Raw genomic sequence first — 26,171 nt, forward strand, 5'->3', positions numbered from 1 at the left:
ACACGGAAGTTAAGCTTTCCAGCGCCGATGGTAGTTGGGGGTTTCCCCCTGCGAGAGTAGGACGTTGCCGGGCCAAAAGAGAACCGCAGACAAATGGTCTGTGGTTTTTTTATTTCTTTTACCATCCTCGCTTCAATCGTATGAAGGACGTAGCCCAACGATAAGGGAAGATAAATGCCGAGTATATGTAAAATTTTACTCGGAGGGGCAGATAAGTGAAAAAATGGGAAGACACTCTATTATCTAAATGTACACCTTGAAATGAACATCTAGAGAGAGGTTTCCCATGGATATGATATTACGTACAGGAACGGGAATTTTTAGAGTAACGAAAGGAATTAAGAAAACATCTCAAAAAGTGCAAAAAGTAAATTGAACATAGAGCCCGTCTACGTTAAGGAAGCGTCGAAAAACGAAGGCCTTTCTTTACATAGAGCCCCTCTATGTTAAGGAAGCAAACAAAAACGAAGGTCTTCCTTCACATAGAGTGTGTCTACGTTAAGAAAGCGCGGAAAAACGAAGGTCTTTCTTTACCTAGAGCGCGTCTACGTTAAGGAAGCAAACAAAAACGAAGATCTTCCTTCACTTAGAGCGCATCTACGTTAAGGAAGCGCGGAAAAAAGGCGGTCTTTCTTTACATAGAGCGCGTCTACGTTAAGGAAGCAAGCAAAAACAAAGGTCTTCCTTAACATAGGGCGCATCTACATTAAGGAAGCGCGGAAAAAAGGCGGTCTTTCTTTACATAGAGCGCGTCTATGTTAAGGAATCAAACAAAAACAAAGGTCTTCCTTAACATAGGGCGCGTCTACGTTAAGGAAGCAAACAAAAACGAAGGTCTTCCTTCACTTAGAGCCCGTCTATGTTAAGGAAGCAAGCAAAAACAAAGGTCTTCCTTAACATAGGGCGCGTCTACGTTAAGGAAGCAAGCAAAAACGAAGGCCTTCCTTAACATAGGGCGCGTCTACGTTAAGGAAGCGCGGAAAATTGAGGGCCCTCCTTCACATAGAGCGCGTCTATGTTAAGAAAGCAAGCAAAAAAGACACATATAGCCCGTCTACGTCAAGGAAGCAAACAAAAACGAGTCTCTTCCTTCACATAAAGCCCGTCTTCGTTAAGGTTTGCTGAAAGAATCCGATTCTGAGTTTGTACCCAATTTGTCAGCAAGCTCTTTCTTATCGCGTTCTTTTGAGACATACACACACCTGAAAAACCGGCATACGATACCATACATCATTTCGCTTTCTCGTTGCAACATTTGAAAAAATCTCTTTGATTGTGAATAGTCCGCGGAAATGATGGCAATTATAATGAGCAGGGGGTGGAGCAGATGGATCGGAGTGCCCTGAGACATGAACCGGAAATGTGCATTGTTTGTGAGAAATTGAAACATAACGGCATCCATCTTTATACATCATTTATCTGCAGTGACTGCGAAAAGGAAATGGTCCGTACCGATACGGGAGATCCGCGTTATTCCTATTTTGTCCGACAGTTGAAAGCAGTTCAAAGCCCAAAATGTATACATGACCAAGCATATTAAAACAGGCTTGGTTATTTTTTTGTTCTGCCCGTGTAAATGCTACTCTATGAAAAGATACTCAGACAATCGGAAAAACTTCAATCACCCATTTCCTGCCCGCTTTTACCCGTTTATAGTAAAATAGAATAAGTAAACTCGGGGCCGGTTTTTACAGGCGGCTCCGTATGATAAGGGGTACGGAGATGGATCAAAATCGAATGCCATTATTTGAAGCGCTATGCCGCTATCAACATAAAAATCCCGTTTCGTTCCACGTGCCGGGGCATAAAAACGGCTTGTTGATTGAGCCGTTGTTAAAAGAAAGCGCGTCTTTTTTACAATATGATGCAACAGAATTGTCCGGGCTGGATGATTTGCACCATGCTGAAGGAGCCATTCAAGAAGCACAGGATTTGCTGGCTGCTTATTACGGCAGTGAAAAGAGCTATTTTCTCGTAAACGGAAGCACCGTTGGCAACCTCGCCATGATCCTTTCTGTGTGCCGGCCGGGGGATCGTGTGCTTGTGGACCGGAACTGCCATCAATCGGTTTTGCATGCCCTCAGGCTTGCCAGGGCAAATCCGGTTTTTGTTTTTCCTGAAATCGATGAGGAACTCCAAATGCCGGCAGGATTTTCAGAAAGATTATTTGTACAGGCGTTCAGGAAATACCGGGACGTGAAAGCGTGTATTTTGACTTATCCGACTTATTATGGCATCACCTACGATTTGCGGGCTGTGGCTGACATCGCACATCAAAACGGCGCTTATGTGTTGGTGGATGAAGCCCATGGTGCGCATTTTCAGATTGGCTCCCCGTTTCCGGAGACGGCGCTTCACCAGGGGGCAGATGCCGCTGTCCAGTCTGCCCATAAGATGCTGCCGGCTATGACAATGGGGTCTTTTTTACATATCCGTGCGCCGCATTTTCCGTTTGAAAGACTTGGATTCTATTTATCGGCACTGCAATCGAGCAGCCCGTCGTATCCCATTATGATGTCGCTCGATTACGCAAGGTGGTATGCCGCCAATTTCAGCCGTGAAGATATCTGCTATACCCTGACACAAAGGGAGCAATTTTCCGCGCGGCTCAGCAAGATGTTAAAATGGGAGAAAAAGGAGGGGCAGGATCCGCTGAAATTGCTGGCGACATTTCCCGGCCTCTCCGGGTTCAAACTTCAGTCCGTGCTTGAAGGTGCCGGTGTGTACACAGAAATGGCGGATTTACAACGGGTTGTCTTTGTGCTGCCGCTTTTAAAAAACGGTATGCCTTTTCCGTATGAGGATGCTGCCGGGCGGATCGAAGCAGCACTGTCCGGAGTATCTCCACAAGCCGAGAATGAATCCCTGCTGAAACGGGTGGAGCAAAAACAGGCGTCCGGATATAGCCGGATGGAAACAGCAGGCTTGGACGTCCTGCATGGGTTAACGGAACTCCACCTTGCTTATGATGAAATGGAAGAAAAAGAGGTAGAATGGGTATCATTTGCAGAAGCGAAGGGGCGGATTGCGGCAAAAATGGTTACGCCGTATCCGCCCGGTGTGCCGCTTCTTGTGCCGGGTGAACAGGTTAGAGACGCCCATATTTACCAAATCCAACAACTGCGCGCTTGCGGGGCAAGGTTTCACGCGGATGCTCCGTTTTTTGAAAACAGGCTGGCAGTTTATAAATAGAGAGGGAGAGAACATGAAAGGAATTTTTATTACAGCAGAAGGACCGGAGGGTGCGGGGAAAACGACCATTACCGGGATGATTGCCGCACACTTAAAGGAAAACGGCTATCCCGTTGTGTTGACGCGGGAACCCGGGGGCATTAAAATTGCCGAGCAGATTCGGCACATCATTTTGAACCCGGAAAATACGGAAATGGATGCGCGGACGGAAGCTTTGCTGTATGCGGCAAGCCGTCGCCAGCATCTTGCAGAGAAGGTCTTGCCGGCACTAGAACAGGGGCGCATTGTCCTGTGTGACCGGTTTATTGACAGTTCGCTCGCGTACCAGGGCTATGCGCGAGGAATCGGGATAGAGGAAGTATACCGGATCAATCAGTTTGCAACGGGCGGGCTGCTGCCGGATTTGACGCTCTATTTTGATGTAGAAGCAGAGACAGGCCTCAGCCGGATTGCCAAAAATCACAACCGTGAAGTAAACCGCCTTGATCTGGAAGCCATCGACTTCCATAGAAAGGTAAGAGAAGGGTTCCAAATATTGTTGAAACGGTTTCCGGAGAGAATACATGCCATTGATGCCAATAAAGAGGTAGAATATATATATCATACCGCTTTGCAAAAAGTGCTGGACGCCATTTTCCGACATTACGGGAAAAATTTCCCCGGATAAAAGGAAATTCACATACAGGAGCAGAATTTCATATATAACGGTAAATGGAAGATGATATAATGAGGGATAAATATACGGTTGAAAATTCAGGAGGGGAAAAAATGAAACTGATCGTCGCAGTCGTACAGGACCAGGACAGCAACCGGTTGATGAAAGCCATGGTTGATCATAATTTTCGTGTGACAAAACTTGCATCAACAGGCGGGTTTTTAAAATCAGGCAATACGACTTTTCTGATTGGGACGGAAGAAATTCGTGTCAATAAAGCGCTGCAGGTCATTAAGGAAAATTGCAAATCGAGGGAACAGTTTATTACCCCGGTTTCACCGATGGGCGGAAATGCCGACAGCTACATCCCGTATCCGGTCGAAATCGAAGTGGGGGGCGCGACAGTATTTGTCCTGCCAGTAGATGAATTTCACCAGTTTTAACGGGGGAATAAGGGATTGAAAATACAACAGGATTTGCGTATTGGTTTGGACAAAACGGCCCGCGAAGCAAAAAGCATGGTAACGGGCACAACAAATTTTGCCGAAATGATGGACACAAGCAGGGAAAAGCTGCAAATGAATGAATTTCACCAGCTATTGTCGCAAATTGACGAAGCCGGCAGCCGACTTGCCCGTTCGCGCAATCTTAAAGATTTGTCCAAATTCAAGTCGCTTGTAAAACAATTTGTGAAGCAAACTGTCGAATACGGGATGAAAAATAAACAGTCACAAAGCTTCGACCGGTTCGGGGAAAGCCGCAAATTGAATATAGTGGAAACCATAGACAAAAAACTGGCGGATCTTACCGACGCCTGTCTCAGAAAAGAGCAGCCCGCTCTCGATATACTGGGGAAAATCGGCGAGGTAAAAGGTTTGCTGATTAATTTATATACTTAAGAGAGTGGAAGAAGCCATGACATGGGAAGCATTTGAAAGTATTCAGCCTGTTGCAGCAACTTTGCTGAAACACAGCATCAGGCGCAGCCGGATGGCGCATGCTTATTTATTTGAAGGCGGACGCGGCACAGGGAAAAAAGAAGCTGCACAGCTACTGGCGAAAACATTATTTTGCCTGCAGCCTGTGGATGATTTTTTCCCATGCGAAAGCTGTTCGAATTGCTTAAGAATCAGCCACGGCACCCATCCTGACGTTCATCTGGTTGAACCGGACGGCCTTTCGATCAAGAAGGAGCAGATTAAAGCGTTGCAGCAGGAGTTTTCCAAACGGGCAGTGGAGTCGAAACGGAAACTGTATATGATTGTAGACGCTGAAAAAATGTCAACAGGCGCCGCCAACAGCCTGCTGAAGTTTCTGGAAGAGCCGAATCCTGGTACGACGGCTGTGCTGATGACAACCCAGCTGCACCGGATCCTGCCGACCATTTTATCCCGCTGCCAGGTTGTTTCATTCAAGCCGGTCCCACCCGCCATACTGAAAAAACAGCTGATTGAAAACGGGGTCAGCCCCGATTTGGCCCCGCTTCTTTCCCATATGACAAGCCACTTGGAAGAAGCGCTTGATTTAAGCAAAGATGAGTGGTTTGCACAAGCCCGAAAAATCGTGTTAAAATTGTATACAACCCTTTCAAAATCACCTTCCCACGCAATGGTTTTTTTGCAGGAAGCGTGGTTTGGGCATTTTAAAGAAAAAAATCAACTGGATCTCGGGTTGGATCTGTTGATATGGATTTATAAAGATCTTCTTTCCATCCATCTGGGAAAACAGGAAGATGTCGTTTATCCCGATCAGCTAAACCGTCTTTCTGCAGATATTCTTTCCTGCTCCCCGCGTTCTCTGGCTGAAAAACTGGCAGCCATTCTTGATGCAAAAAAGAAATTGGGTGCCAATGTCAATCAACAGCTGCTCATGGAACAGCTTGTTTTAAATTTGCAGGGGGGAACGGCCTTTGTTTAACGTAGTAGGAATCCGGTTTAAAAAAGCCGGCAAAGTATATTATTTCGACCCAGGCGATTTTCCCGTTAAAAAAAATGATGCCGTCATCGTCGAAACTGCGCGCGGCATTGAGTATGGCTTTGTTGTGACAAATCCCAAAGTTGTCGGGGAACATGATGTCGTGTTGCCGCTGAAAAAAATCATCCGGATTGCCGACCAGAAAGATCATATGACAGTGGATGAAAATAAAGCGGCAGCAAAAGAAGCATATGGGATTTGCATGAAAAAAATTGCGGAACACCAGCTTGAGATGAAGCTGGTGGATGTGGAGTATACATTTGACCGGAATAAGATTATTTTTTATTTTACCGCTGACGGGCGTGTCGATTTCCGGGAGCTCGTAAAAGATTTGGCGTCCATTTTCCGGACAAGGATCGAACTCCGCCAAATCGGGGTGCGGGATGAAGCCAAAATGCTTGGCGGCATCGGTCCTTGCGGCAGGATGCTGTGCTGTTCCACGTTTTTGGGTGATTTTGAGCCGGTATCGATCAAAATGGCAAAAGACCAGAATTTGTCATTAAATCCGGCGAAAATTTCTGGGCTTTGCGGACGTCTCATGTGCTGCCTGAAATATGAGAATGATGAATATGAAGCGGTAAAAGAAGCGTTTCCGGATGTCGGGGAAATGGTGAAAACGCCTTACGGAACCGGAAAAGTGACCGGCCTGAACATTTTGGAACGCGTTTTGCAAATTGAATTACAAAGCCAGGGGCGTACGATTGAGTATACGATGGAAGAATTTTTAAGTGCGGATGTTGTGTCAATTCAATCCACGGATTAATGAGGTGGAGAACTGATGGATAGGAAAGAATTATTTGAGGCGATACAGCAAATGGAAGTGCAGATCGGGGCGCTCCAGGAAAAGTTGGGGGAACTGAAACGGGATTTAACGGAAGTCATTGAAGAAAACAGCATTTTGAAAATCCAGAATGACTATTTCAGGCGCCAGTTGCAGCCCGAATCCGGCGGGGAAGGCACAGATTCGCATGAGGAACCGGCCGAGATTGTCCGGAAAATCAAGGAAAAGGGCGTGCCGCAGACGCTTCTTGATATCGGCGAAGGGTACGACAATCTGGCCCGCCTTTATCAGGAAGGCTTCCATATTTGCAATGTCCATTTCGGCAGCCCACGCAACGGGGAAGATTGCCTGTTCTGCCTTTCCTTTTTGAACAAGAAGTAACGAACGGTCCAAGATGAAAAGCCTTCCTTTTACCGGGAAGGCTGTTTTATGCAGCCGTTGTTTTTGGAGGCTACAGGGTATGGTGACATTATCAGGAGACGAACGATTGGATTATTTGCTTGCGGAAAATTTAAGGATTGTGCAAAGCCCGTCCGTGTTTGCTTTTTCATTGGATGCGGTGCTTCTGGCAAAGTTTGCATGGCTGCCGATCCAAAAAGGGAAAGTGCTTGATTTGTGCACGGGGAACGGGGTAATCCCGCTTTTATTAAGCAACCGTACGAAAGCGGAGATTACCGGGGTCGAAATTCAGGAACGCCTCTCGGATATGGCAAAAAGAAGCGTCGCTTATAACGGGCTTGAGGACAGGATCCGGATCATTCACGGCGATTTGAAGGAGATGCCGGATGTGCTCGGCTGCAGCAAATTTGACGTGGTAACGTGCAATCCGCCTTATTTTCCTTCGCAGACGAAGAATATTCAAAATGAAAATGAGCATTTTGCGATTGCCCGCCATGAAATTTTTTGTACATTGGAAGATGTCGTAAAAGTCAGCAGCAGGATGCTCAAGCAGGGCGGCAAAGCGGCGTTTGTGCACCGCCCGGGACGTCTGGTCGACTTGATTACGTTGATGAAAAAACACCGTCTCGAACCGAAACGGCTCCGGTTTGTTTACCCGAAAGCAGGCAAAGAAGCGAATACGATTCTGGTTGAAGGCATAAAAGACGGAAAACCGGATTTAAAGATTCTCCCGCCCTTGTTCGTGTACGGGCAGGATGGCGAATATACGGAAGAAGTGAAAGATCTGCTGTATGGAAACAAAAACTAAATCATATTTTTACGTGCTTCTATGCTGTGACGGCAGTTTTTACGGCGGGTATACCGTTGATTTAAAACGGCGCTTCCGCGAACACAGCGAAGGCCGGGGCGCCAAGTATACGCGAACGCGGACACCGGTCAAGCTTTTGTATTTTCAGGAATATGAGACAAAAAGCGGGGCCATGAAAGCGGAATATGCTTTTAAAAAGCTTTCGCGCCGGGAAAAAGAGCGATTTTTGGAGAAGGCAGGTGTCGACCTTGCACAGGCAGCAAAGTTTCCAGGATGAAAAAAATAAAGGGATTCTCTATTTGGTCCCGACCCCGATTGGCAATCTGGAAGATATGACATTCCGGGCGGTGCGCATTTTAAAAGAAGCCGATTTGATTGCTGCTGAAGATACGAGAAACAGCAAAAAGTTGTGCAGCTACTTCGATATTCACACGCCACTTGTAAGCCATCACGAACATAATAAAGAAGCAAGCACACGTGATTTAATCATGAGGCTCACGCGCGGCGAAAAGATTGCCCTTGTAAGCGACGCAGGCATGCCGTGCATTTCGGATCCGGGTTATGAGCTTGCCACTGCCTGCATTCGCGAAGGGATCCCTGTTGTGCCGCTTCCAGGCGCAAACGCGGCGCTTACGGCGTTAATTGCTTCCGGGATTGCACCGCAGCCGTTTACGTTTTACGGTTTTCTGCCACGGGAAAAGCAGGAAAAGCGGACGGCACTGGAACGGCTCGCAAAAATCCCGTCCACCTTCATTTTGTATGAAGCGCCGCACCGGCTGAAACATACGCTGCAGATGATGGCGGAAGTGCTGGGTGAGCGACAAATTTCCATCAGCCGTGAGCTGACGAAAAAATTCGAGGAATTTTTGCGGGGGACGATTCGGGAAGCGGTGGAATGGGTCGAAAACAATGAAGTGCGCGGCGAGTTCTGCCTAATTGTGGAAGGAAGCCCTGAAACAGGGGAAGAAGACGACGATTTCTGGTGGACGGCGCTATCCGTCAAAGAACATGTGGAAGCCTATATGAAGCAAAAACAGCTGCCGGCAAAAGAAGCGATCAAGCTTGCGGCAAAAGACCGGAAACTGCCAAAAAGGGAAGTCTACCAAATCTATCACGAACTGTAAATCAACAACCTGAGGAGGATATTTAGCAACAAAGATCTGTCCAAGGCTTAAAAAAAAACCCCGCGTTTCAGCGGGGTTCCGGTTCCGGCTCAGGTTTGGATGCGAATGGATCTGCTTCGTCTTTTGCCTGTTCATTTTCAGCCGGTTGATCTTCCAAATGAAAATTTTCTTTAATTTCTTTCATCAGCAATTCTGCGCCTTCACGGCTTAAAACAATTTTTCCGCCTGCCAGCCGGAGATTGTCATCCGAGACTTCCCCGGTGACGAGACAGGTCATATTGGGCTTGTACTTTTTCAAAATGATCTTGTCATCATCGACATAAATCTCCAATGCATCTTTTTCAGCAATGCCAAGATTTCTCCGCAATTCAATTGGAATGACAACACGGCCGAGCTCGTCGACTTTCCGTACAATGCCTGTTGATTTCATTAACGCTTTCCTCCCTTAAAGTAAATGTGAACCTGTACAAAACCCTGATACCAAACCCGGTTGCGCAAATGCTGACCTTCTATATCTATCGAAAACTGGCGAATACCCCTGAATCTTCAAAAACTATACAACCTATCTAATTGTATTATAGAAGATAAATTGGAATAAAAAAACAAATTTGTTTAAAATATTTTTCGACAAGGATAAAAGCCATGGCCCTTGCACCGGTTAAACCGGCGGTATGCCGTCTATAATGAATAATGCGCTGTACCGGGCGCCATGAAGATGCAAGGCATCCTGTTGATGCGGTATACTGAACATATGGGCCTTTTTTTCAAAAATCCACGTTTTTGCTTATTTTCACGAAAAGTTTTATACTTATTGTTTAGAAGTTCTAAGCAGCGCGCGAAATGTGCAAAAGAAATGTCTAATGTTATCGAAAGGTGGAGGCTGGTTTGGAAGAGAAACGGAAAACTTTTTATATCACAACGCCGATCTATTATCCGAGCGGAAATTTACATATCGGCCATGCCTATACAACCGTTGCAGGCGATGCGATGGCCCGTTATAAAAGGCTGCGCGGGTTTGACGTCATGTTCCTGACCGGCACGGATGAGCACGGCCAGAAAATCCAGCGCAAAGCAAAGGAAAAAGGCGTGACACCGCAGCAATATGTCGATGAAATTGTCGCCGGCATCCAGGATCTATGGAAAAAACTCGAAATATCCAATGATGATTTTATCCGCACGACCCAGGACCGCCACAAAAAGGCAGTGGAAAAGATTTTCAAGAAGCTGCTTGACCAGGGCGATATTTATTTGGGAGAGTACGAAGGCTGGTACTGTACGCCTTGTGAATCCTTCTTCACGGAACGCCAGCTTGTGGACGGCAAATGCCCGGACTGCGGCAGACCAGTAGAAAAAGTAAAAGAGGAATCGTACTTTTTCAAAATGGGGAAATATGTCGACCGGCTTTTGCAATACTATGAGGAAAATCCGGATTTCATTCAACCGGAAAGCCGGAAAAATGAAATGATCAATAACTTCATCAAACCGGGGCTTGAGGATCTTGCTGTATCGCGGACAACGTTTGACTGGGGGATAAAAGTGCCCGGGGATCCGAAACATGTCATCTATGTCTGGATTGATGCCCTGACTAACTATATTACAGCACTCGGTTACGGTAGTGATGACGATTCGAACTACCGGAAATACTGGCCGGCTGACGTCCATCTTGTTGGCAAGGAAATCGTTCGTTTCCATACGATTTACTGGCCGATTATGCTGATGGCGCTTGGCCTTCCGCTGCCGAAAAAAGTATTTGCACACGGCTGGCTCCTTATGAAAGACGGAAAAATGTCGAAATCAAAAGGGAATGTCATTGACCCGGTTACTTTGATTGACCGGTACGGGCTCGACGCACTCCGCTATTACTTGCTGCGTGAAGTGCCGTTTGGGGCGGATGGCATTTTTACGCCGGAAGGGTTTGTGGAACGGATCAATTTTGACCTCGCCAATGATCTGGGCAATCTGCTGAACCGTACGATTGCGATGATGAACCAGTATTTTGACGGTGTCATTCCAACGTTTGCCGGTTCGCACAATCCGTATTCCATCCAGCTTGTGACCGCATATAAAGAGGCTGTGAAAAAATACGAAGATGCGATGGAAAACATGCAGTTCTCGGTTGCACTCGCTTCTTTATGGGAATTTGTCAGCCGTACAAACAAATATATTGATGAAACAACTCCGTGGACATTGGCAAAAGATGAAACCAAACGGGCGGATCTTGCCGAAGTGATGGTCCATTTGGCGGAGTCGCTGCGCCATATCGCCATCCTTTTACAGCCGTTTTTGACATCAACGCCAAAGAAAATTTTTGACCAGCTGAACATTACGGATGAGAGCTTGCATACATGGGAAAGCCTGTCCTTATTCGGCAGCATTCCGGAAGGCACAAAGGTTGTGAAAAAAGGCAAGCCGATTTTCCCGCGTCTCGATATGGAAAAAGAAATTCAGTTTATCAAATCGCAAATGCAAGGTGCGGCTCCGAAAAAAGAAGAAACGAAAGAAGAAAAAGCGAAAGCGGAAGACACAAAAGCCGGGATCACGATCGATGATTTCGCAAAAGTGGAATTACGTGTCGCAAAAGTAACCGCTTGTGAGCCGGTAAAAAAAGCCGACAAACTGTTGAAACTGCAGCTTGACCTTGGAGATGAACAGCGCCAGGTTGTTTCCGGCATTGCGGAATATTACAAACCGGAAGAACTGGTCGGGCGCAGAGTCATTGTCGTGGCCAATCTGAAACCTGTCAAATTGCGCGGTGAATGGTCACAAGGCATGATTCTCGCAGGCGAAAAAGACGGCATATTGTCATTGGCAACCATTGATGAAAGCCTGCCGCTCGGCGCGATTGTCAAATAAAGGGACCAGATGAGATGAAAAACATAGAGATGTTTCACGTGGAACAAATTTCGACGGATCTCTCTATGTTTTTCTTTTACTTTTCAGGAAAAATAGATGTTTTTCCCGATCATATGTGAAAACAAACGTGAAGAATTTGAGGTGAAAAAGATGTTATTTGATACCCATGTGCATATCAATGATGAAGCGTTCAAAGACGATTTAGAAGCCACCATCGCGCGAGCACGGGAAGCCGGTGTGGAAAAGATGACGGTCGTCGGGTTTGACAGGCCGACCATCCAAAAAGCGATGGCGCTGATTGACCAATACCCGTTTCTGTATGCAGCGATCGGCTGGCACCCGGTTGATGCGATTGACATGAAAGATGAAGACCTGGACTGGATTGAATCTCTTGCCCATCATCCGAAAGTGGTGGCGATCGGCGAAATCGGGCTGGACTATCATTGGGATAAATCGCCGAAAGAGGTACAGCAGGAAGTGTTCAGGCGGCAAATCCGGCTCGCCAAAAAGCTTGATTTGCCCATTATTATCCATAACCGGGAAGCGACAGAAGACTGTGTGCAAATTTTAAAAGAGGAAAATGCACAGGAAGCAGGCGGCATTATGCACTGTTTCAGCGGCAGCCCGGAAACGGCGAAAGAATGCATCAAAATGAATTTCTACATTTCACTTGGCGGCCCGGTGACGTTTAAAAATGCAAAAAAACCGAAAGAAGTAGCTGCCGAGGTCCCGCTTGAAAAGCTTTTGGTTGAGACGGACTGCCCTTATCTTGCCCCGCATCCGTACCGCGGGAAACGCAATGAGCCGGCATATGTGAAACTGGTCGCTGAGCAGATTGCGGAAATTAAAGGCATTCCTTTTGAAAAAGTTGCCGAACAGACGATGTTAAATGCAGAAAAATTGTTTAGAATAAAAGATCATGCATAGAAAGCGAGTTTTATCCGCATGGCAAAATTAAAAGAGGTTATTGTCGTGGAAGGCAAAGACGACACAGCGGCCATTAAGCGGGCGCTCGATGCCGACACGATTGAAACAAACGGGTCGGCCATTTCGGAAAGTACGATTGAAAAAATCCGCCTTGCCCAGGAAAAAAGGGGCGCCATCATTTTCACCGATCCTGATTTTCCCGGCGAAAAAATCCGCAAAACGATCGCGGAAAAAGTGCCCGGCTGCAAACACGCATTTTTGGCCAAACAGGAGGCACGGGCGCCCGAGGACCGGGGAATCGGGGTTGAACATGCCCACCCTGCGGCGATCCGGCAAGCGCTACGGGAGGCGCATCAAATGGAGGAAGCCGTGCCGGAAGTCATCACAAGGGATGATTTAATGGCTGCCGGTCTGATTGCCGGCCCGCTGGCGAAACAAAGAAGGGCAAGAATCGGGGAACTTTTAAAAATCGGATACACGAACGGCAAGCAGCTCCATAAGCGGCTGATGGTGTTCCAAATCGATAAAGAAACGTTCCGGGATGCTCTGATGAAAGTGTTACAGGAGGAATCAACTTGCAAAAAGACATTGCCACCCCCATCCGGACAAAAGCGATTTTAAACCGGTACGGATTTTCGTTTAAAAAAAGCCTGGGCCAAAATTTTTTAATTGACCCGAACATTCTGCGGAATATTACGGATACGGCGGATTTAACGGAAGAGTCCGGCGTTGTTGAAATCGGTCCCGGCATTGGTGCGCTCACGGAACATCTCGCCCGCCGCAGCAAAAAAGTCGTGGCCTTTGAAATCGACAAAAGGCTTGCCCCGATCCTGAAAGATACGCTGGCGCCGTACCCGAATGTAAACGTGATCTATGAAGACGTGTTAAAGGCCGATGTTGGAAAAGTGCTGGAAACGGAATTTGCCGGCATAAACGATATCATGGTTGTCGCCAATCTGCCGTATTACGTGACGACCCCGATCATATTAAAATTTGTCACCGGCCTGTATCCGATCCGCGGCATGGTCGTGATGCTGCAAAAAGAAGTGGCCGACCGGATTTCGGCGGTTCCCGGCACGAAAAACTACGGCACGCTTTCCATTGCCATCCAGTATTATATGACGGCGGAAGTGGCGATGATTGTGCCGAAAACGGTTTTTATGCCGCAGCCGAATGTGGATTCCGCCGTGGTAAAGCTTGTGAAAAGGGACAAACCGAAAGTCGAGGTTAAAGATGAAGCGTTCTTTTTTCAGGTGGCAAAAGCTTCCTTTGCCCAGCGGCGGAAAACCTTGATCAATAATTTGACTGCTGGCCTTCCCGGCGGAAAAGACAAGAAAGAGACACTCCTTTCCGTACTCGAGCAGCTTAAAATTGAACCGTCAAGAAGGGGGGAAACGCTCAGCCTCGAGGAATTTGCCGCATTAAGCAATGCCTTGTTTCCCATTTTTCACACATCATCCTAAATGTCGCATCAGCCGGGGGAGCGCTTCCCCCGGCTTTTTCACCATTTCCGAAGGCAGTGCATATATAGTGTTATGCAGGCGAGAGATGGATACAAATGGAGTTGACGGCAATGGAAGCAAGGCTCAACGCAATTGTTGGAAGGAAGTCTTACAATTGTGATATTTTATTCCGGGTCATTGATATACAGGAGCAGAACGGGCGGAAAGTGGCTGTTTTGTACGGGGAGGACGTCCGGCTGATCGCGGATGCCCCGTTTGAAGACCTAGTCACCCTTGGCCCTGCGGAAAGATCGAAAATTACGCAGGCGTTTCGTTCTTTGGAAGAACAGTCATTTGAACTGTTTAAACAGGACATCGAACTGATGAAGGAAAAACGCGAGTACGAGGCCACCCACGGCTATAAAGAGGAACTGAGTTATTTCCAGCTACCGGGAAGAGTTTTGCATTTGGACGGCGATCCTCATTATTTAAAAAAATGCATGAACTTGTATGAAAAAATCGGCGTGACAGTTTACGGCGTCCATTGTTACGAAAAAGAAATGCCGGTTCGCATCCATGCGCTGCTTGACCAATACCGGCCGAATATTCTGGTGATTACCGGCCATGATGCCTATTCCAAATCAAAGGGGAAAAAAGCAGATTTAAATGCATACCGCCATTCAAAATCTTTTGTCAGAACCGTGATGGAAGCAAGGAAAAAGGTGCCGAATTTGGATCAGCTCGTCATTTTTGCAGGCGCATGCCAGTCCCATTTTGAATCGCTCATCCAGGCCGGCGCCAATTTTGCCAGTTCTCCGCTCCGGGTGAATATTCATGCGCTTGATCCGGTCTATATTGTGGCCAAGATCTGTTACACCTCGTTTATGGAACAAGTGAATGTTTGGGATGTGCTCCGCAATACACTGACAGGGCAAAAAGGACTGGGAGGCGTGGAAACAAAGGGCGTGCTGCGGACCGGGATGCCGTATAAGCCAATGGATGAGGACTGACGGGGCCCCATCCCGGTTCCTTAAAAATGGGCCGGGCTGCAGAATTTTACATAATTCGATTGCATTTGGCATATCCTATTGATAAGAATATGGGCCTGGATCAGTGGTACATTTCCCCAAGGCAGCCCCATACACTGAACATGCAAACCTTCACCTTGGAAAAACGGCAGGGAAGCAATGAAAAATGGTTGACAGACCGGCTTGATCACTGATAAAATATATGTTTTATTTGACCGGAAGCGCAAGCTGTGTTATAATTGAGACTAGTGAGGTGGAGCGAAATGCCAAAAACGTTAACAGACATTAAAAGATCCTTGGATTCAAACTTGGGAAAAAGATTAATGTTAAGAGCCAATGGTGGCAGGAGAAAGACGATTGAACGTTCCGGTGTTTTGGCAGAAACTTACCCAGCGGTTTTTGTCATCGAATTAGACCAGGAGGAAAATGCTTTTGAACGTGTTTCCTACAGCTATGCAGATGTCCTGACAGAAACAGTACAGCTTGTTTTTATGGATAAACAACAAGAGGTTTGATGAGCGGCAGCAGACATATGTTTGCTGTTTTCTATTTTATAGGCGGTAGCGGGAATGATCCTGCTGCTGCTTTTTTCATATTCTAACCTTGTTTCGTACATACTACAAAGAGGCGCATGCAGGGATATAACAACCAAATGAAAGGGAAGGCGGGGATTTTTTTGCCTTTCCCGTCAAAGGGGGAAATTTATCTAATGGGCCGAAGAAGAGGGATTATGTCTGAACGTTTTAAAGAAGAACTGGCGAAAGACCTCGGCTTTTATGATGTCGTCCAAGAAGAAGGTTGGGGCGGCATCAAAGCCCGGGATGCCGGGAATATGGTAAAGCGTGCCATTGAACTGGCTGAAGCGCACCTTGCTTCGGAAAAACAATCGGGCAACTCCTGACAATCTTTGCGACTACTGCATGGCGCCGGGCCGGGGAATTTCCCCGGCTTTTTGCATATTCGAATGTTCGTCCTTTGAACAAGTTGGCGGCTTTACCACAATTTCCACAGCTTTTGCATATTTTGGATGATGCATGAGGCAATATTTCGATTTTTATTGTTCTACGAAATTTGCGTTTTGATGTAAATATTTGCTGGGCGTTATGTTAGAATAAGAAAAATGAAGCAGGAAATACGGCTGGATTGGATGTTGGAAGTAGGTGAAGGATTTGAAGTTGTTGGTCAAGGCACCGGCAAAAATTAATTTATCGCTCGATGTGCTTGGCAAACGGGAGGATGGCTATCATGAGGTGGAAATGGTCATGACAACCATTGACCTTGCAGATCATATCGAGCTCTCGGAGCGGCACGATCAGGAGATTAAAATTGTGTCGCAAAACCGGTTTGTGCCGGATGATGAGAGAAATTTGGCGTACCAGGCTGCAAGGCTTCTGAAAACGCGGTGCGGCGTCAGGCAGGGGGTCGAGATTGCGATTGACAAAGTCATTCCAGTGGCTGCCGGGCTGGCGGGGGGCAGCAGTGATGCGGCAGCTACTCTCCGCGGCCTGAATACGCTCTGGAATCTCGGCCTTTCCTTAGATGAACTTGCAACACTCGGCGCCGAAATCGGGTCGGATGTCTCGTTTTGCGTATACGGCGGCACTGCGCTCGCAAAAGGAAGGGGAGAAAATATTACAAAGCTGCCAGCACCGCCAAACTGCTGGGTCATTTTGGCGAAACCGTCCATCGGCGTGTCGACAGCAGAAATTTACCGCCAACTGGACTTAAATGAAGTGGTGCATCCAGATATTCCCGGCATGATCGCTGCCCTCTATACCCGTGATTATGCCGGCATATGCAAGCATGCGGGAAATGTGCTGGAAAGTGTCACATTAAAGGTGTACCCGCAAGTGGCGCAAATCAAAAAACAGATGCAGCGTTTCGGAGCGGATCTCGTTTTAATGAGCGGAAGCGGCCCGACAGTATTCGGGCTTGTGCGGCACGATTCGCGGCTGCAGCGGATTTATAACGGCCTCCGGGGATTTTGCGGCCAGGTATTTGCTGTCAGAATGATTGGAGAACGCGAACAATTTTAAATATAAAATAGTGATTGTACGGATTTTTGTTTTCAAAAAGAAAAAAATGCGGTATATTAATGTTATTGAATCCGTGTTTCCGGAGCCGCCGTGCGATTTGGTACGAAGAAGAGCGGGACCGGCATTTTTGACAGACCGGATTGTGACGGGGGTTTTTGACGTGAAATTTCGGCGAAGTGAACGTCTTGTAGATATGACACATTATTTGTTGGAAAAACCAAGGATTCTCGTTCCCCTCAGTTTTTTTGCCGATCGTTATCAGTCTGCAAAATCTTCCATCAGTGAAGATTTGACGATTATCAAAGAAACATTCGAGAAAAGGGGCATTGGGACTTTGCAGACGGTTCCCGGCGCGGCGGGTGGCGTTAAATTTATTTCGCGCACAGACAGGGCGGAAGCAAAAGAGGCCATCAGCGAACTTTGCACGCTGATGGAGAATCCGGACCGGCTTTTGCCGGGCGGTTATTTGTATATGACAGACCTGATCGGCAGCCCGCAGGTCGTCAGCAAAGTCGGGAAGCTTTTGGCAACCGCATTTGCGGACAGGGAGATTGACACGATTATGACGGTCGCGACAAAAGGAATCCCGATTGCAATGGCAACAGCGGCTTATTTAAATGTTCCGGTTGTGATTGTCCGCAATGACAGCAAGGTGACGGAAGGACCGACTGTCAGCATTAACTATGTTTCCGGATCGCAGAAACGGATCCAGACGATGGTCCTCTCGAAAAGGAGCCTGCGGGAAGGCGCAAACGTTTTAATTGTCGATGATTTTATGAAAGCAGGCGGAACGATTAACGGCATGATCAACTTGTTGAAAGAATTCGATGCTTCCGTTTCGGGCATCGGCGTTTTGGTTGAATCGGAAGACACGAAAGAACGGCTTGTCGATGATTATGTGTCGCTTGTGAAATTAAGGGATGTCGATGTCCGCAGTCAGCAGATCAAAGTAGTGGAAGGGAATTATTTTTCAAAAGTCAGCTTGTTCGGAGGGGATTAAAGGAATGAAAACCATCTCAACAAATCAGGCGCCTGCGGCAATCGGGCCGTATGCACAGGGCGTTGTAGCAGGAAATTTATTTTTCAGTTCGGGGCAGATTCCGCTAAGATCGGACGGCACGCTTGTGGAAGGCAGCATTGAAGCGCAGGCCCGCCAGGTAATGGAAAATTTAAAAGCGGTGCTTGAGGCAGCCGGGGCCTCTTTTGATACGGTTGTCAAAACGACAGTTTTTATTCAAAACATGGACGATTTTGCCAAAATAAACGATGTCTATGGCTCCTATTTTACGGACCATAAACCGGCGCGTTCCTGCGTTGAAGTGGCAAGGCTTCCGAAAAATGCCGGCGTCGAAATTGAAGTGATTGCGCTTATTCCGTGATCTTTATGCGCTTCCATTTTTTCACCTTATGAAAAATTTTAGAATTTTTTCCTGAAAAAGAAGGAAATTTTAAAAGGGTGTTGAATAATAAAGATGATCCTAAATCTTTTGAGGTGGTGAAAGAATGGAAGTGACGGATGTAAGGCTGCGCCGTGTCCATACGGAGGGCAGGATGAGGGCGATTGCATCAATTACCATGGACAACGAATTTGTCATTCACGATATCCGGGTGATTGATGGCAACAATGGCTTGTTTGTTGCAATGCCGAGCAAAAGGACGCCGGATGGCGAATTCAGAGACATTGCCCATCCCATTAATTCGGGTACGCGCAGTAAGATTCATGATGCAGTCTTGTCGGAATATCACCGTTTAGGGGAATTGGACCAAGTGGAATTTGAAGAAGCTGGCGCGTCCTGATAGATTTTTGCAACAAGAGCCTACTTCAACAGTAAGGCTCTTCTTTTTTGCCCTCGTTGACCTATTTGGCAGCCTTGGACGAATAGGATTTTTACATAACTGATTAAATATTTCCATATGTATGTTAATATGGTAGAAGGAGAGGCAGCCAAATGATAAATGAGCCTGTACGGGTTATTGTTCTGGTTGTGATGGACGGGTACTTGATAACATTACAATCAGACTCTAAGCGTACACTGGACGGAGCCAGTCTGCAACAAGCCCTTCCCCGCAGCCTAAAGATCAAGCGCAACAAAAGGATAGATGAATCAGCTCGTACAACTTCGGGTTCAACAATGAATAGTTGGTATTTATTGCTACGGAGGGGTAGTTTTGAAAACGGTTAAATTTACGATCAGCTTCTTTCTGCTATTTACAGGCATGATGATCATTAGTGAAAGTCACGTCTTTTATCTGAATGATTTTTACACCCCATTTGATCATACGACCCTGTATTTGCAGCCGAACACAACAGAGAAAGAAATGATACACGATATCATCGATTCCGCCAACCGTAATCATGTTGAAGTGTTTACTTACACCAGTTCCCCTCGTACTACTTTTCTTACTGAATTTGATATTTACGGAACGACCGGCGTCCAGCCATACATAAAACGTCATCTCAACATATCTGAAAAAAATACAAAAGCCTATTTCTTGAAGATATGGTGTTCCATTTTCGCCATCTGAAAAATATCAACGGAATTGATCGTTTCAATCCATTTTATCTCATTGGAAGCAAAAAAAATATTAAGTAGTTTAAAATCGATTTAATTGACAAATATGCCGGCAACTTTCCCCAAGATGGTTTTAAAAGCAACGAATTAAGGAATGAAGCCCTGCTCATATGGTTGCTCGTGATCAGTGTGATATTATTGCTAACTTTTTATGACTGCATGTTGCAGAAAAAAGAAAATATCATCCGGTTTACTTTGGGAGAAAAAATAAGCAGTATGGTTTGGAAAAATATCGTGATAGATACATGTTTCTATATATTATTATTTCTGTTAGTTTACTTTGTTCTCTCCAAACTTACATGTGTTTTCTTTATGTTTCGCCTTTCCCTGTTCATGTTTATGATTTTACTTATATTGAATGCCCTGATTTATTTCAATTTATATTTTTTCAATTTAAAGGAAGCTTTTTCTAACGCCATGGGTCCGTAAAATTATTATCCATGAATTATGTCTTAAAATTAGCAACTACGGTCATGACAATCATTATCATTTCCAGCAATATTGCTGTGGTGTATGACGCTTATCAATATTACAAACAAAAACCATTTTTTGAGCGTCATCGTGACTATTATTACACCCAACTGGATTATAAAATTACTGATAACAATAGTTCTTCCGATAATACGCTGGAAAAAAGTGCGAGTGTACAATATAAGTTCTACAAACAATTTTATGATAAATTCAACGCAACTTTATTGGCAGATATTTCAAACCTTTTACATTACCCGGGAATTTTAGCCAACAGCAATGCTTTTCACTATTTATCAAGTCAAATTACAGAATTAAGAGACAAACCATTGAAAAAAGAAATTTATTTTATTGTCCCTGTCAAAATGAAAGATAATCCTCATTTGATTGAACAATTAAAAGGCCATACACAATTTTATGAGGGGGAGGAACAAAAATATGACTACGGCGTCCTATATTATAACGAAAAGACAAGTCTGATCAGTATTGATGAAAATGCACTCTATGGCAGTCAACTGGTTCATAATCCCATTATTATTTACCATAATATTTCGCCAGAACAACTGAAAAAAGAGCAGGAAGCGAATGTCATTTCAAAATTAACTTATGTACACGATATTATGTACAAAATCTCGGACAAAGAATTTAATACTTTTGTGAAAAATAATCATCTGACCAATGGGATCGTATCAAAAACAAATGTCATGGAAAAATTCGAACATAATTGGAAATTAATCAAAAGAATTTTAATTATGAACTTTATTTTTAGTATTTTAGTACTTTTATTAGAAGGAATGATTATTCATACCATTATTAAATTGGAGTATGAAGTAAACGCTATTGAACACGCTCTGAAAAAAGTGTTTGGATATAGCTTATTTCAGAAAAACAGGAAAATGATTCTTATTACCTTTGTTACGTCACTATTAAGCATCATAACGGCAGCCACTTGTGCAATCGTTTTAAACCTTGGCAGCATTGGATATATGATTGCAGGTGGCATCATCATTCTCATTTTAGAATTGCTTTTAATTTCCTTCAACATACGAAGGGTGGAAAATGCAAAAATACAAACGATCCTAAAAGGTGGAAATATATGATTCAAATACGAAACTTAACAAAAAAATTCAATGAAAAAACCTTGTTTTCAAATTTCAATCTTGATATTGAAAGCGGCGATTTTGTCATCGTTTCCGGGCCGAGCGGATGCGGAAAGACAACTTTACTAAATATGATTGGGGCAATTGAAAAATTTGACGGCGGCACGATTATCGTTGACAGGATTGACATTAAAAATAAGAAGAATCACCTGCATTATTTTAGAACCAAGATTGGCTTCTTATTCCAAAATTTTGCATTGGTTGATCATAAAACCGTCAAAGATAATCTGAAACTGATTCGCAAAGATTGCAAAACGAACCTATCAATGGAAGAAGCTTTGGCGTTAGTCGGATTAAAAAATAAAATAAATCAAAAAGTCTTTACTTTATCTGGAGGAGAACAACAAAGGGTAGCTCTGGCACGATTAATGTTAAAAAAATGCGATATCATCCTTGCCGATGAGCCGACTGGTTCTCTTGATAAGAAAAATGCAGAAGCTGTATTAAACATTTTAAAGCAACTGAATAGACAGGGTAAAACCATTATACTTGTGACGCACGATGAAACATTAAAAAAACAAGGCAACAGGGTGGTGAATTTATGAAAAGGAAATTTCGATTAAAATATATTTTTATCATCGTCATTACATTGTTTGTATTATGGAATTTATGCTGGTTCACGATCACGACCATCCAATATCATAAATATGTTAAAGCCGTACCGAAAAATAAATGGGGGACGCACGCGATGCGGAAAGGCAACTATACGTACAGCGTGAAAAAGCCAAATTATTTAAGCTTCACTGGGAACCTGGCTGTTTCCCGTGAGGACCAAAAAGATAAAATGGAAGATTTGATCATTTGGCCAACCATGACAGGCGGTTATAAATACGGGGTTCGGTTGCAAGAAAATGGAGAAGCCTATGAAATTTATGTGAATGAAAAACTGGAACCTGTAGATAAAAGTGACGCGATAGCCAAGAAAGTCATTATGGAAAATAAGGAAGACTTGAAAACGTTATTTTCGAATGCAAACAAAGTATGGGATTTAAATGAATAGAAAGGGCTAACAATTCCCCCCGTCCTTGCTCCAACATTCCCAATAATTGTAATTTGCTGCCTTTCCTTGAAATATGCCCTTATTTACGATATATTTTTTTATGGATAATAAGGTTTATTGGGGGATCATAAATGACAAACAGATTCGCTGTAATCTTGGCTGCCGGCCAGGGTACTCGCATGAAGTCGAAATTGTACAAAGTGCTGCATCCTGTTTGCGGGAAACCCATGGTTGAACATGTTGCAGACCAAGTTTTACAGCTTGAAACGGATAAGATTGTGACGGTTATCGGGCATGGTGCAGAACAGGTCCGCTCCTGCCTGGAAGGAAAAACCGCTTTTGTCCTGCAAGAAGAACAGCTGGGCACAGGGCATGCCGTCCTGCAGGCAGAACCGGTTCTCGGCAACAAGGACGGGACTACCTTGGTGGTTTGCGGGGATACGCCGCTCCTTCAGGCGGAAACCTTAAAGGCTCTGTTTGAGGAACACGAACGGAAACAGGCAAAAGTGACCATTTTAACAGCAACGGCCCCCGACCCTGCCGGATACGGACGGATCATCCGCAATGCGGCAGGCTTCGTGGAAAAAATTGTCGAACATAAAGACGCGAGCCCCGAAGAACAGCAGGTAAAGGAAATCAATACAGGCGTTTACTGCTTTGACAATCGGGCGCTTTTTGAAGCATTGAAACATGTTTCAAACGACAATGCTCAAGGCGAATATTATCTTCCTGATGTCGTAGGCATTTTAAAATCGCAAGGGGAAACAGTTGTGGCTTACAAGACAGAAAGTATCGAAGAAACGTTAGGTGTCAATGATCGGGTGCAACTTTCGGAAGCGGAAAGGATCATGAGAAAGCGCATCAACGAACGCCATATGCGAAACGGCGTGACCATCCTCGACCCTCGGCAAACTTACATTGAAGCGGATGTTGAAATCGGGCAGGATACGGTGATCTACCCGGGGACAAAGCTGTCCGGCAAAACGGTCATCGGGGAAGACTGCAAAATCGGCCCGAATTCCGACATTACAGATTGCGTGATCGGAAACGGAACAGAAGTCAGGCAGTCTGTTGCGGAAAATAGTGAAATTGGCGCTTCTGTCCATGTCGGCCCGTACGCCCATATCCGGCCGGACTCCTCGATTTCCGATGAAGCGAAGATCGGCAATTTTGTGGAAGTGAAGAAATCAACCGTCGGCAAGGGCAGCAAAGCATCCCATTTGACGTACATCGGCGATGCGGAAGTCGGGGCAGGTGTCAATATCGGCTGCGGCACGATCACAGTGAATTATGACGGGAAACATAAATTTAAAACGGTTATTGAAGACGGCGCGTTTGTCGGGTGCAACTCCAATCTGATTGCGCCGGTTACGGTCGGGGAAAATGCTTATATTGCAGCAGGCTCGACCATTACAGACGATGTACCGGGCGAAGCATTGTCGATTGCGCGCGCACGCCAGGTGAACAAGGAAAATTATGTCCAGAAGTTAAAACATAAACAACAATAATTGGAGGTCCATCATGTCTAACCAGTATTTAGATCCGAATTTAAAGATTTTCACCCTGAACTCCAACCCGAAACTTGCCAGGGAAATTGCCAACGTTGTCGGAGTTGAACTTGGAAAATGTTCCGTTTCACAATTCAGCGATGGGGAAATCCAGATCAATATTGAAGAAAGCATCCGCGGTTGCGATGTTTATGTGATACAGTCGACAAGCGATCCTGTCAATGAACATATGATGGAACTTCTAATTATGGTTGATGCTTTAAAACGGGCGTCGGCGCGGACCATTAATCTTGTGATCCCTTACTACGGATATGCACGGCAGGACAGAAAAGCGCGTGCACGTGAACCGATTACCGCAAAACTGGTGGCGAACCTTCTCGTAACAGCGGGTGCAACAAGGGTCATTACCCTCGATCTGCACGCCCCGCAAATCCAAGGGTTTTTTGACATTCCGATTGACCACCTGATGGGCGTTCCAATTATTGCAAAGTATTTTGAAGATAAAGGATTTCAGGCGGAAGATATCGTGGTCGTCTCCCCTGACCATGGCGGTGTCACCCGTGCGCGCAAACTGGCTGAACGTTTAAAAACGCCGATCGCCATTATCGACAAACGCCGCCCGCGCCCGAATGTGGCCGAAGTGATGAATATTGTTGGAAATGTGGACGGGAAAATTTGCATCATTATTGATGATATTATTGACACGGCAGGCACGATTACGCTTGCGGCAAAAGCGTTGATTGAAAGCGGCGCAAAAGAAGTGTACGCCAGCTGCACACATCCGGTTTTATCCGGGCCGGCAATTGAACGGATTAACAATTCCCCGATTAAAGAACTGGTGGCGACCAATTCCATTAACATTCCGGAAGAACGAAAAAGTGAAAAACTGGTTGAATTGTCTGTAGCTCCGCTTTTGGGTGAAGCGATTATCCGTGTGCATGAAGACCAGTCCGTAAGCCCGCTGTTCGATATTTGACAGCATTCCAGCGAAAATTATTTCAGAAAGCAGTCCAAGTTTTCACAAGAAGAGCACGCAATCCTGCAAATCGGGAAAAGCCTGCGTTATAGCGGTAATTTTAAGCTATTTTTTCAAAATAGGTTTATAATGGATAATGACAGGGTAAAGATATATTTGATGTTTGCTTAAACATTAGGAGGTCAACATTTATGGCAGAGGTACTTGAAGCAAAAAAAAGAGAGGATAAACACCATTCTTCCAGCCGCCGGTTAAGAAGAAACGGCTACATACCGGGCGTTGTTTACGGCTATCAGACGGAAAATACACCGGTTTATGTCAATGACACCGAGTTTGAAAAATTATTGCGTGAAAACGGAAGAAATGCGGTGCTTTCCTTGAATGTGAACGGGACACAGCGGAATGTAATGGTCCATGAAGTACAAACCGATCCTTTGAAAAATAAAATCATTCATGTCGATTTTCTTGCCGTAAATATGTCGGAAGATGTCGATGCTACTGTGCGCGTCGTCCTTACGGAAGAAAGTGCCGGCGTAAAAGACGGTGGCGTACTGCAGCAGGCACTGCATGAATTGTCGATTACGGCAAAACCGGATGAAATTCCTGATGCCATTACGGTGGATGTTTCCAATTTGCAAGTGAATGAAAACATTACGGTTGCGGACATCCGCGGACAGTATGGATTTACCATCAATCATGAAGATACGGAAACGATTTGCTCCGTTCTGCCGCCTCGTCAGGAAGAAGAAATCAGCACTGGCGAACAGCAGGAGTCAGGGACGCCTGAAAATCTTGAAGGACGGGAAACAAGCGAAGCATAACATCCGGGTTTATGAAAAAAGGCGTATGAGGATACGCCTTTTTTTGCCGTTATGCCAAATCCTTTGCTAAGAAAGCAATGCACCCGGCCTATTATGAGTGAATTTTTAAAAAGTTTGCCATTCCCTTAGCACAGCGCAAGCTTGCCGGGGGAAATGATTGGGGCACAAAAATGCGCCACTTGTTCCGTTCCTTTATTTTCAAGGGCATGGAAGATCATGTCTTGCATTGTTCCCGTCATTCCGGGAAAAACTTGTCATATGCCCGTAGTCCGGCCTGCTTGCACTTTTATCTGTCTTCGTGGATAATTAAAATAGGGTTTTTACGTATAGAGAAACCGGCACGAAGAAAACGGGTGCGCTTATTTTTGCCCGAAACGAACTGCCTGTTTGCTAAAAAGGCATCACGGTATACATGATGCCTGGTCTTGCTGTCCCTTAAAAACGCT

At 45.3% G+C, this 26,171-nt stretch carries 30 protein-coding genes and 1 rRNA gene; 30 read left to right on the plus strand and 1 reads right to left on the minus strand.

All coding sequences use genetic code 11. From position 1 onward, the window contains the following. From rrf to rsmI, 12 genes are all read left to right on the plus strand, one after another. Positions 1-73 (plus strand): 5S ribosomal RNA (gene rrf / locus NFR98_RS15890); the annotation flags it as partial. A 1,254-nt stretch (positions 74-1,327) separates the two neighbouring features. Continuing rightward, positions 1,328-1,540 carry a sigma factor G inhibitor Gin gene (locus tag NFR98_RS08380; protein ID WP_014096595.1) on the plus strand — a complete coding sequence of 71 codons (213 nt, stop codon included), beginning with the start codon at positions 1,328-1,330 and terminating at the stop codon, positions 1,538-1,540. A gap of 182 nt (positions 1,541-1,722) precedes the next feature. Continuing rightward, positions 1,723-3,192 carry an aminotransferase class I/II-fold pyridoxal phosphate-dependent enzyme gene (locus tag NFR98_RS08385; RefSeq protein ID WP_251459961.1) on the plus strand — a complete coding sequence of 490 codons (1,470 nt, stop codon included), beginning with the start codon at positions 1,723-1,725 and terminating at the stop codon, positions 3,190-3,192. 13 nt (positions 3,193-3,205) lie between these two features. Next, positions 3,206-3,859: a dTMP kinase gene (gene tmk, locus NFR98_RS08390; RefSeq protein ID WP_014096593.1), complete on the plus strand. Its 654-nt coding sequence runs from the start codon at positions 3,206-3,208 to the stop codon at positions 3,857-3,859. 101 nt (positions 3,860-3,960) lie between these two features. Next, entirely contained in the window at positions 3,961-4,290 is a 330-nt protein-coding gene (gene darA / locus NFR98_RS08395; protein WP_013857978.1) for a cyclic di-AMP receptor DarA, read from the plus strand. A 15-nt stretch (positions 4,291-4,305) separates the two neighbouring features. After that, positions 4,306-4,746, plus strand: coding sequence for a YaaR family protein (locus NFR98_RS08400; protein ID WP_014096592.1), 441 nt, complete (start codon positions 4,306-4,308; stop codon positions 4,744-4,746). Between the two features lie 16 nt (positions 4,747-4,762). Then, positions 4,763-5,764 carry a DNA polymerase III subunit delta' gene (gene holB / locus NFR98_RS08405; RefSeq protein WP_014096591.1) on the plus strand — a complete coding sequence of 334 codons (1,002 nt, stop codon included), beginning with the start codon at positions 4,763-4,765 and terminating at the stop codon, positions 5,762-5,764. Continuing rightward, positions 5,757-6,584 carry a PSP1 domain-containing protein gene (locus tag NFR98_RS08410; protein ID WP_013857981.1) on the plus strand — a complete coding sequence of 276 codons (828 nt, stop codon included), beginning with the start codon at positions 5,757-5,759 and terminating at the stop codon, positions 6,582-6,584. The genes holB and NFR98_RS08410 overlap by 8 nt, the downstream gene beginning before the upstream one ends. Before the next feature lie 15 nt (positions 6,585-6,599). Continuing rightward, on the plus strand, positions 6,600-6,983 hold the full coding sequence (gene yabA, locus NFR98_RS08415) for a DNA replication initiation control protein YabA (RefSeq protein WP_014096590.1): 384 nt from the start codon (positions 6,600-6,602) through the stop codon (positions 6,981-6,983). A gap of 79 nt (positions 6,984-7,062) precedes the next feature. Further along, a complete protein-coding gene (locus NFR98_RS08420) occupies positions 7,063-7,809 on the plus strand; it encodes a tRNA1(Val) (adenine(37)-N6)-methyltransferase (protein ID WP_035190703.1) in 747 nt (248 codons plus the stop codon). Next, complete coding sequence (locus NFR98_RS08425) at positions 7,793-8,086, plus strand: GIY-YIG nuclease family protein (RefSeq protein ID WP_026684029.1); 294 nt, start codon at positions 7,793-7,795, stop codon at positions 8,084-8,086. The genes NFR98_RS08420 and NFR98_RS08425 overlap by 17 nt, the downstream gene beginning before the upstream one ends. Beyond that, positions 8,049-8,933, plus strand: a complete 885-nt coding sequence (gene rsmI / locus NFR98_RS08430; RefSeq protein WP_035190706.1) for a 16S rRNA (cytidine(1402)-2'-O)-methyltransferase — start codon at positions 8,049-8,051, stop codon at positions 8,931-8,933. The genes NFR98_RS08425 and rsmI overlap by 38 nt, the downstream gene beginning before the upstream one ends. 67 nt (positions 8,934-9,000) lie before the next feature. Here the strand turns inward: rsmI and NFR98_RS08435 are convergent, their stop codons facing one another. After that, the gene (locus tag NFR98_RS08435; protein ID WP_014096586.1) at positions 9,001-9,363 is read right to left on the minus strand and encodes an AbrB/MazE/SpoVT family DNA-binding domain-containing protein; all 363 of its coding nucleotides are present in this window, start codon (positions 9,361-9,363) and stop codon (positions 9,001-9,003) included. Positions 9,364-9,818: 455 nt separating this feature from the next. Here NFR98_RS08435 and metG point away from each other — a divergent pair, with 455 nt between their 5' ends. From metG to NFR98_RS08525, 18 genes are all read left to right on the plus strand, one after another. Next, the gene (gene metG, locus NFR98_RS08440; RefSeq protein ID WP_046721639.1) at positions 9,819-11,786 is read left to right on the plus strand and encodes a methionine--tRNA ligase; all 1,968 of its coding nucleotides are present in this window, start codon (positions 9,819-9,821) and stop codon (positions 11,784-11,786) included. A gap of 150 nt (positions 11,787-11,936) precedes the next feature. Beyond that, a complete protein-coding gene (locus tag NFR98_RS08445; protein WP_179234116.1) occupies positions 11,937-12,713 on the plus strand; it encodes a TatD family hydrolase in 777 nt (258 codons plus the stop codon). 18 nt (positions 12,714-12,731) lie between these two features. Then, positions 12,732-13,334 (plus strand): ribonuclease M5, encoded by a 603-nt coding sequence (rnmV, locus tag NFR98_RS08450; RefSeq protein ID WP_014096583.1) that lies wholly within the window; start codon positions 12,732-12,734, stop codon positions 13,332-13,334. Continuing rightward, positions 13,289-14,176: a 16S rRNA (adenine(1518)-N(6)/adenine(1519)-N(6))-dimethyltransferase RsmA gene (rsmA, locus tag NFR98_RS08455; protein ID WP_014096582.1), complete on the plus strand. Its 888-nt coding sequence runs from the start codon at positions 13,289-13,291 to the stop codon at positions 14,174-14,176. Before rnmV ends, rsmA begins: the two co-directional genes overlap by 46 nt. A gap of 110 nt (positions 14,177-14,286) precedes the next feature. After that, entirely contained in the window at positions 14,287-15,165 is an 879-nt protein-coding gene (yabG, locus tag NFR98_RS08460) for a sporulation peptidase YabG (protein ID WP_014096581.1), read from the plus strand. A 281-nt stretch (positions 15,166-15,446) separates the two neighbouring features. Then, complete coding sequence (veg, locus tag NFR98_RS08465) at positions 15,447-15,698, plus strand: biofilm formation stimulator Veg (protein ID WP_013857992.1); 252 nt, start codon at positions 15,447-15,449, stop codon at positions 15,696-15,698. A 194-nt stretch (positions 15,699-15,892) separates the two neighbouring features. Continuing rightward, the gene (locus NFR98_RS08470; protein ID WP_251459963.1) at positions 15,893-16,084 is read left to right on the plus strand and encodes a small, acid-soluble spore protein, alpha/beta type; all 192 of its coding nucleotides are present in this window, start codon (positions 15,893-15,895) and stop codon (positions 16,082-16,084) included. Positions 16,085-16,352: 268 nt separating this feature from the next. Beyond that, a complete protein-coding gene (ispE, locus tag NFR98_RS08475; protein ID WP_035190721.1) occupies positions 16,353-17,219 on the plus strand; it encodes a 4-(cytidine 5'-diphospho)-2-C-methyl-D-erythritol kinase in 867 nt (288 codons plus the stop codon). 160 nt (positions 17,220-17,379) lie between these two features. Next, positions 17,380-18,219 carry a pur operon repressor gene (gene purR, locus NFR98_RS08480; RefSeq protein WP_035183040.1) on the plus strand — a complete coding sequence of 280 codons (840 nt, stop codon included), beginning with the start codon at positions 17,380-17,382 and terminating at the stop codon, positions 18,217-18,219. A 4-nt stretch (positions 18,220-18,223) separates the two neighbouring features. Continuing rightward, positions 18,224-18,598, plus strand: coding sequence for a RidA family protein (locus NFR98_RS08485; RefSeq protein WP_035190717.1), 375 nt, complete (start codon positions 18,224-18,226; stop codon positions 18,596-18,598). Positions 18,599-18,722: 124 nt separating this feature from the next. Next, a complete protein-coding gene (spoVG, locus tag NFR98_RS08490) occupies positions 18,723-19,016 on the plus strand; it encodes a septation regulator SpoVG (RefSeq protein WP_014096576.1) in 294 nt (97 codons plus the stop codon). A gap of 372 nt (positions 19,017-19,388) precedes the next feature. Then, positions 19,389-19,745: a hypothetical protein gene (locus tag NFR98_RS08495; RefSeq protein WP_017550873.1), complete on the plus strand. Its 357-nt coding sequence runs from the start codon at positions 19,389-19,391 to the stop codon at positions 19,743-19,745. 520 nt (positions 19,746-20,265) lie between these two features. Next, on the plus strand, positions 20,266-21,360 hold the full coding sequence (locus NFR98_RS08500; protein ID WP_026104554.1) for a DUF1430 domain-containing protein: 1,095 nt from the start codon (positions 20,266-20,268) through the stop codon (positions 21,358-21,360). Continuing rightward, positions 21,357-21,965: an ATP-binding cassette domain-containing protein gene (locus NFR98_RS08505; RefSeq protein ID WP_017550872.1), complete on the plus strand. Its 609-nt coding sequence runs from the start codon at positions 21,357-21,359 to the stop codon at positions 21,963-21,965. Before NFR98_RS08500 ends, NFR98_RS08505 begins: the two co-directional genes overlap by 4 nt. After that, complete coding sequence (locus tag NFR98_RS08510; protein WP_014096572.1) at positions 21,962-22,420, plus strand: hypothetical protein; 459 nt, start codon at positions 21,962-21,964, stop codon at positions 22,418-22,420. Before NFR98_RS08505 ends, NFR98_RS08510 begins: the two co-directional genes overlap by 4 nt. Before the next feature lie 131 nt (positions 22,421-22,551). Further along, complete coding sequence (gene glmU / locus NFR98_RS08515) at positions 22,552-23,928, plus strand: bifunctional UDP-N-acetylglucosamine diphosphorylase/glucosamine-1-phosphate N-acetyltransferase GlmU (RefSeq protein WP_014096571.1); 1,377 nt, start codon at positions 22,552-22,554, stop codon at positions 23,926-23,928. Between the two features lie 13 nt (positions 23,929-23,941). Beyond that, positions 23,942-24,904: a ribose-phosphate diphosphokinase gene (locus NFR98_RS08520; protein WP_026684016.1), complete on the plus strand. Its 963-nt coding sequence runs from the start codon at positions 23,942-23,944 to the stop codon at positions 24,902-24,904. Between the two features lie 191 nt (positions 24,905-25,095). After that, positions 25,096-25,725: a 50S ribosomal protein L25/general stress protein Ctc gene (locus tag NFR98_RS08525; protein WP_017550871.1), complete on the plus strand. Its 630-nt coding sequence runs from the start codon at positions 25,096-25,098 to the stop codon at positions 25,723-25,725. Positions 25,726-26,171 lie beyond the last annotated feature (446 nt).

It is taken from the genome of Weizmannia agrestimuris (genome assembly GCF_943193165.1).
Taxonomy (GTDB): domain Bacteria; phylum Bacillota; class Bacilli; order Bacillales; family Bacillaceae_C; genus Weizmannia; species Weizmannia faecalis.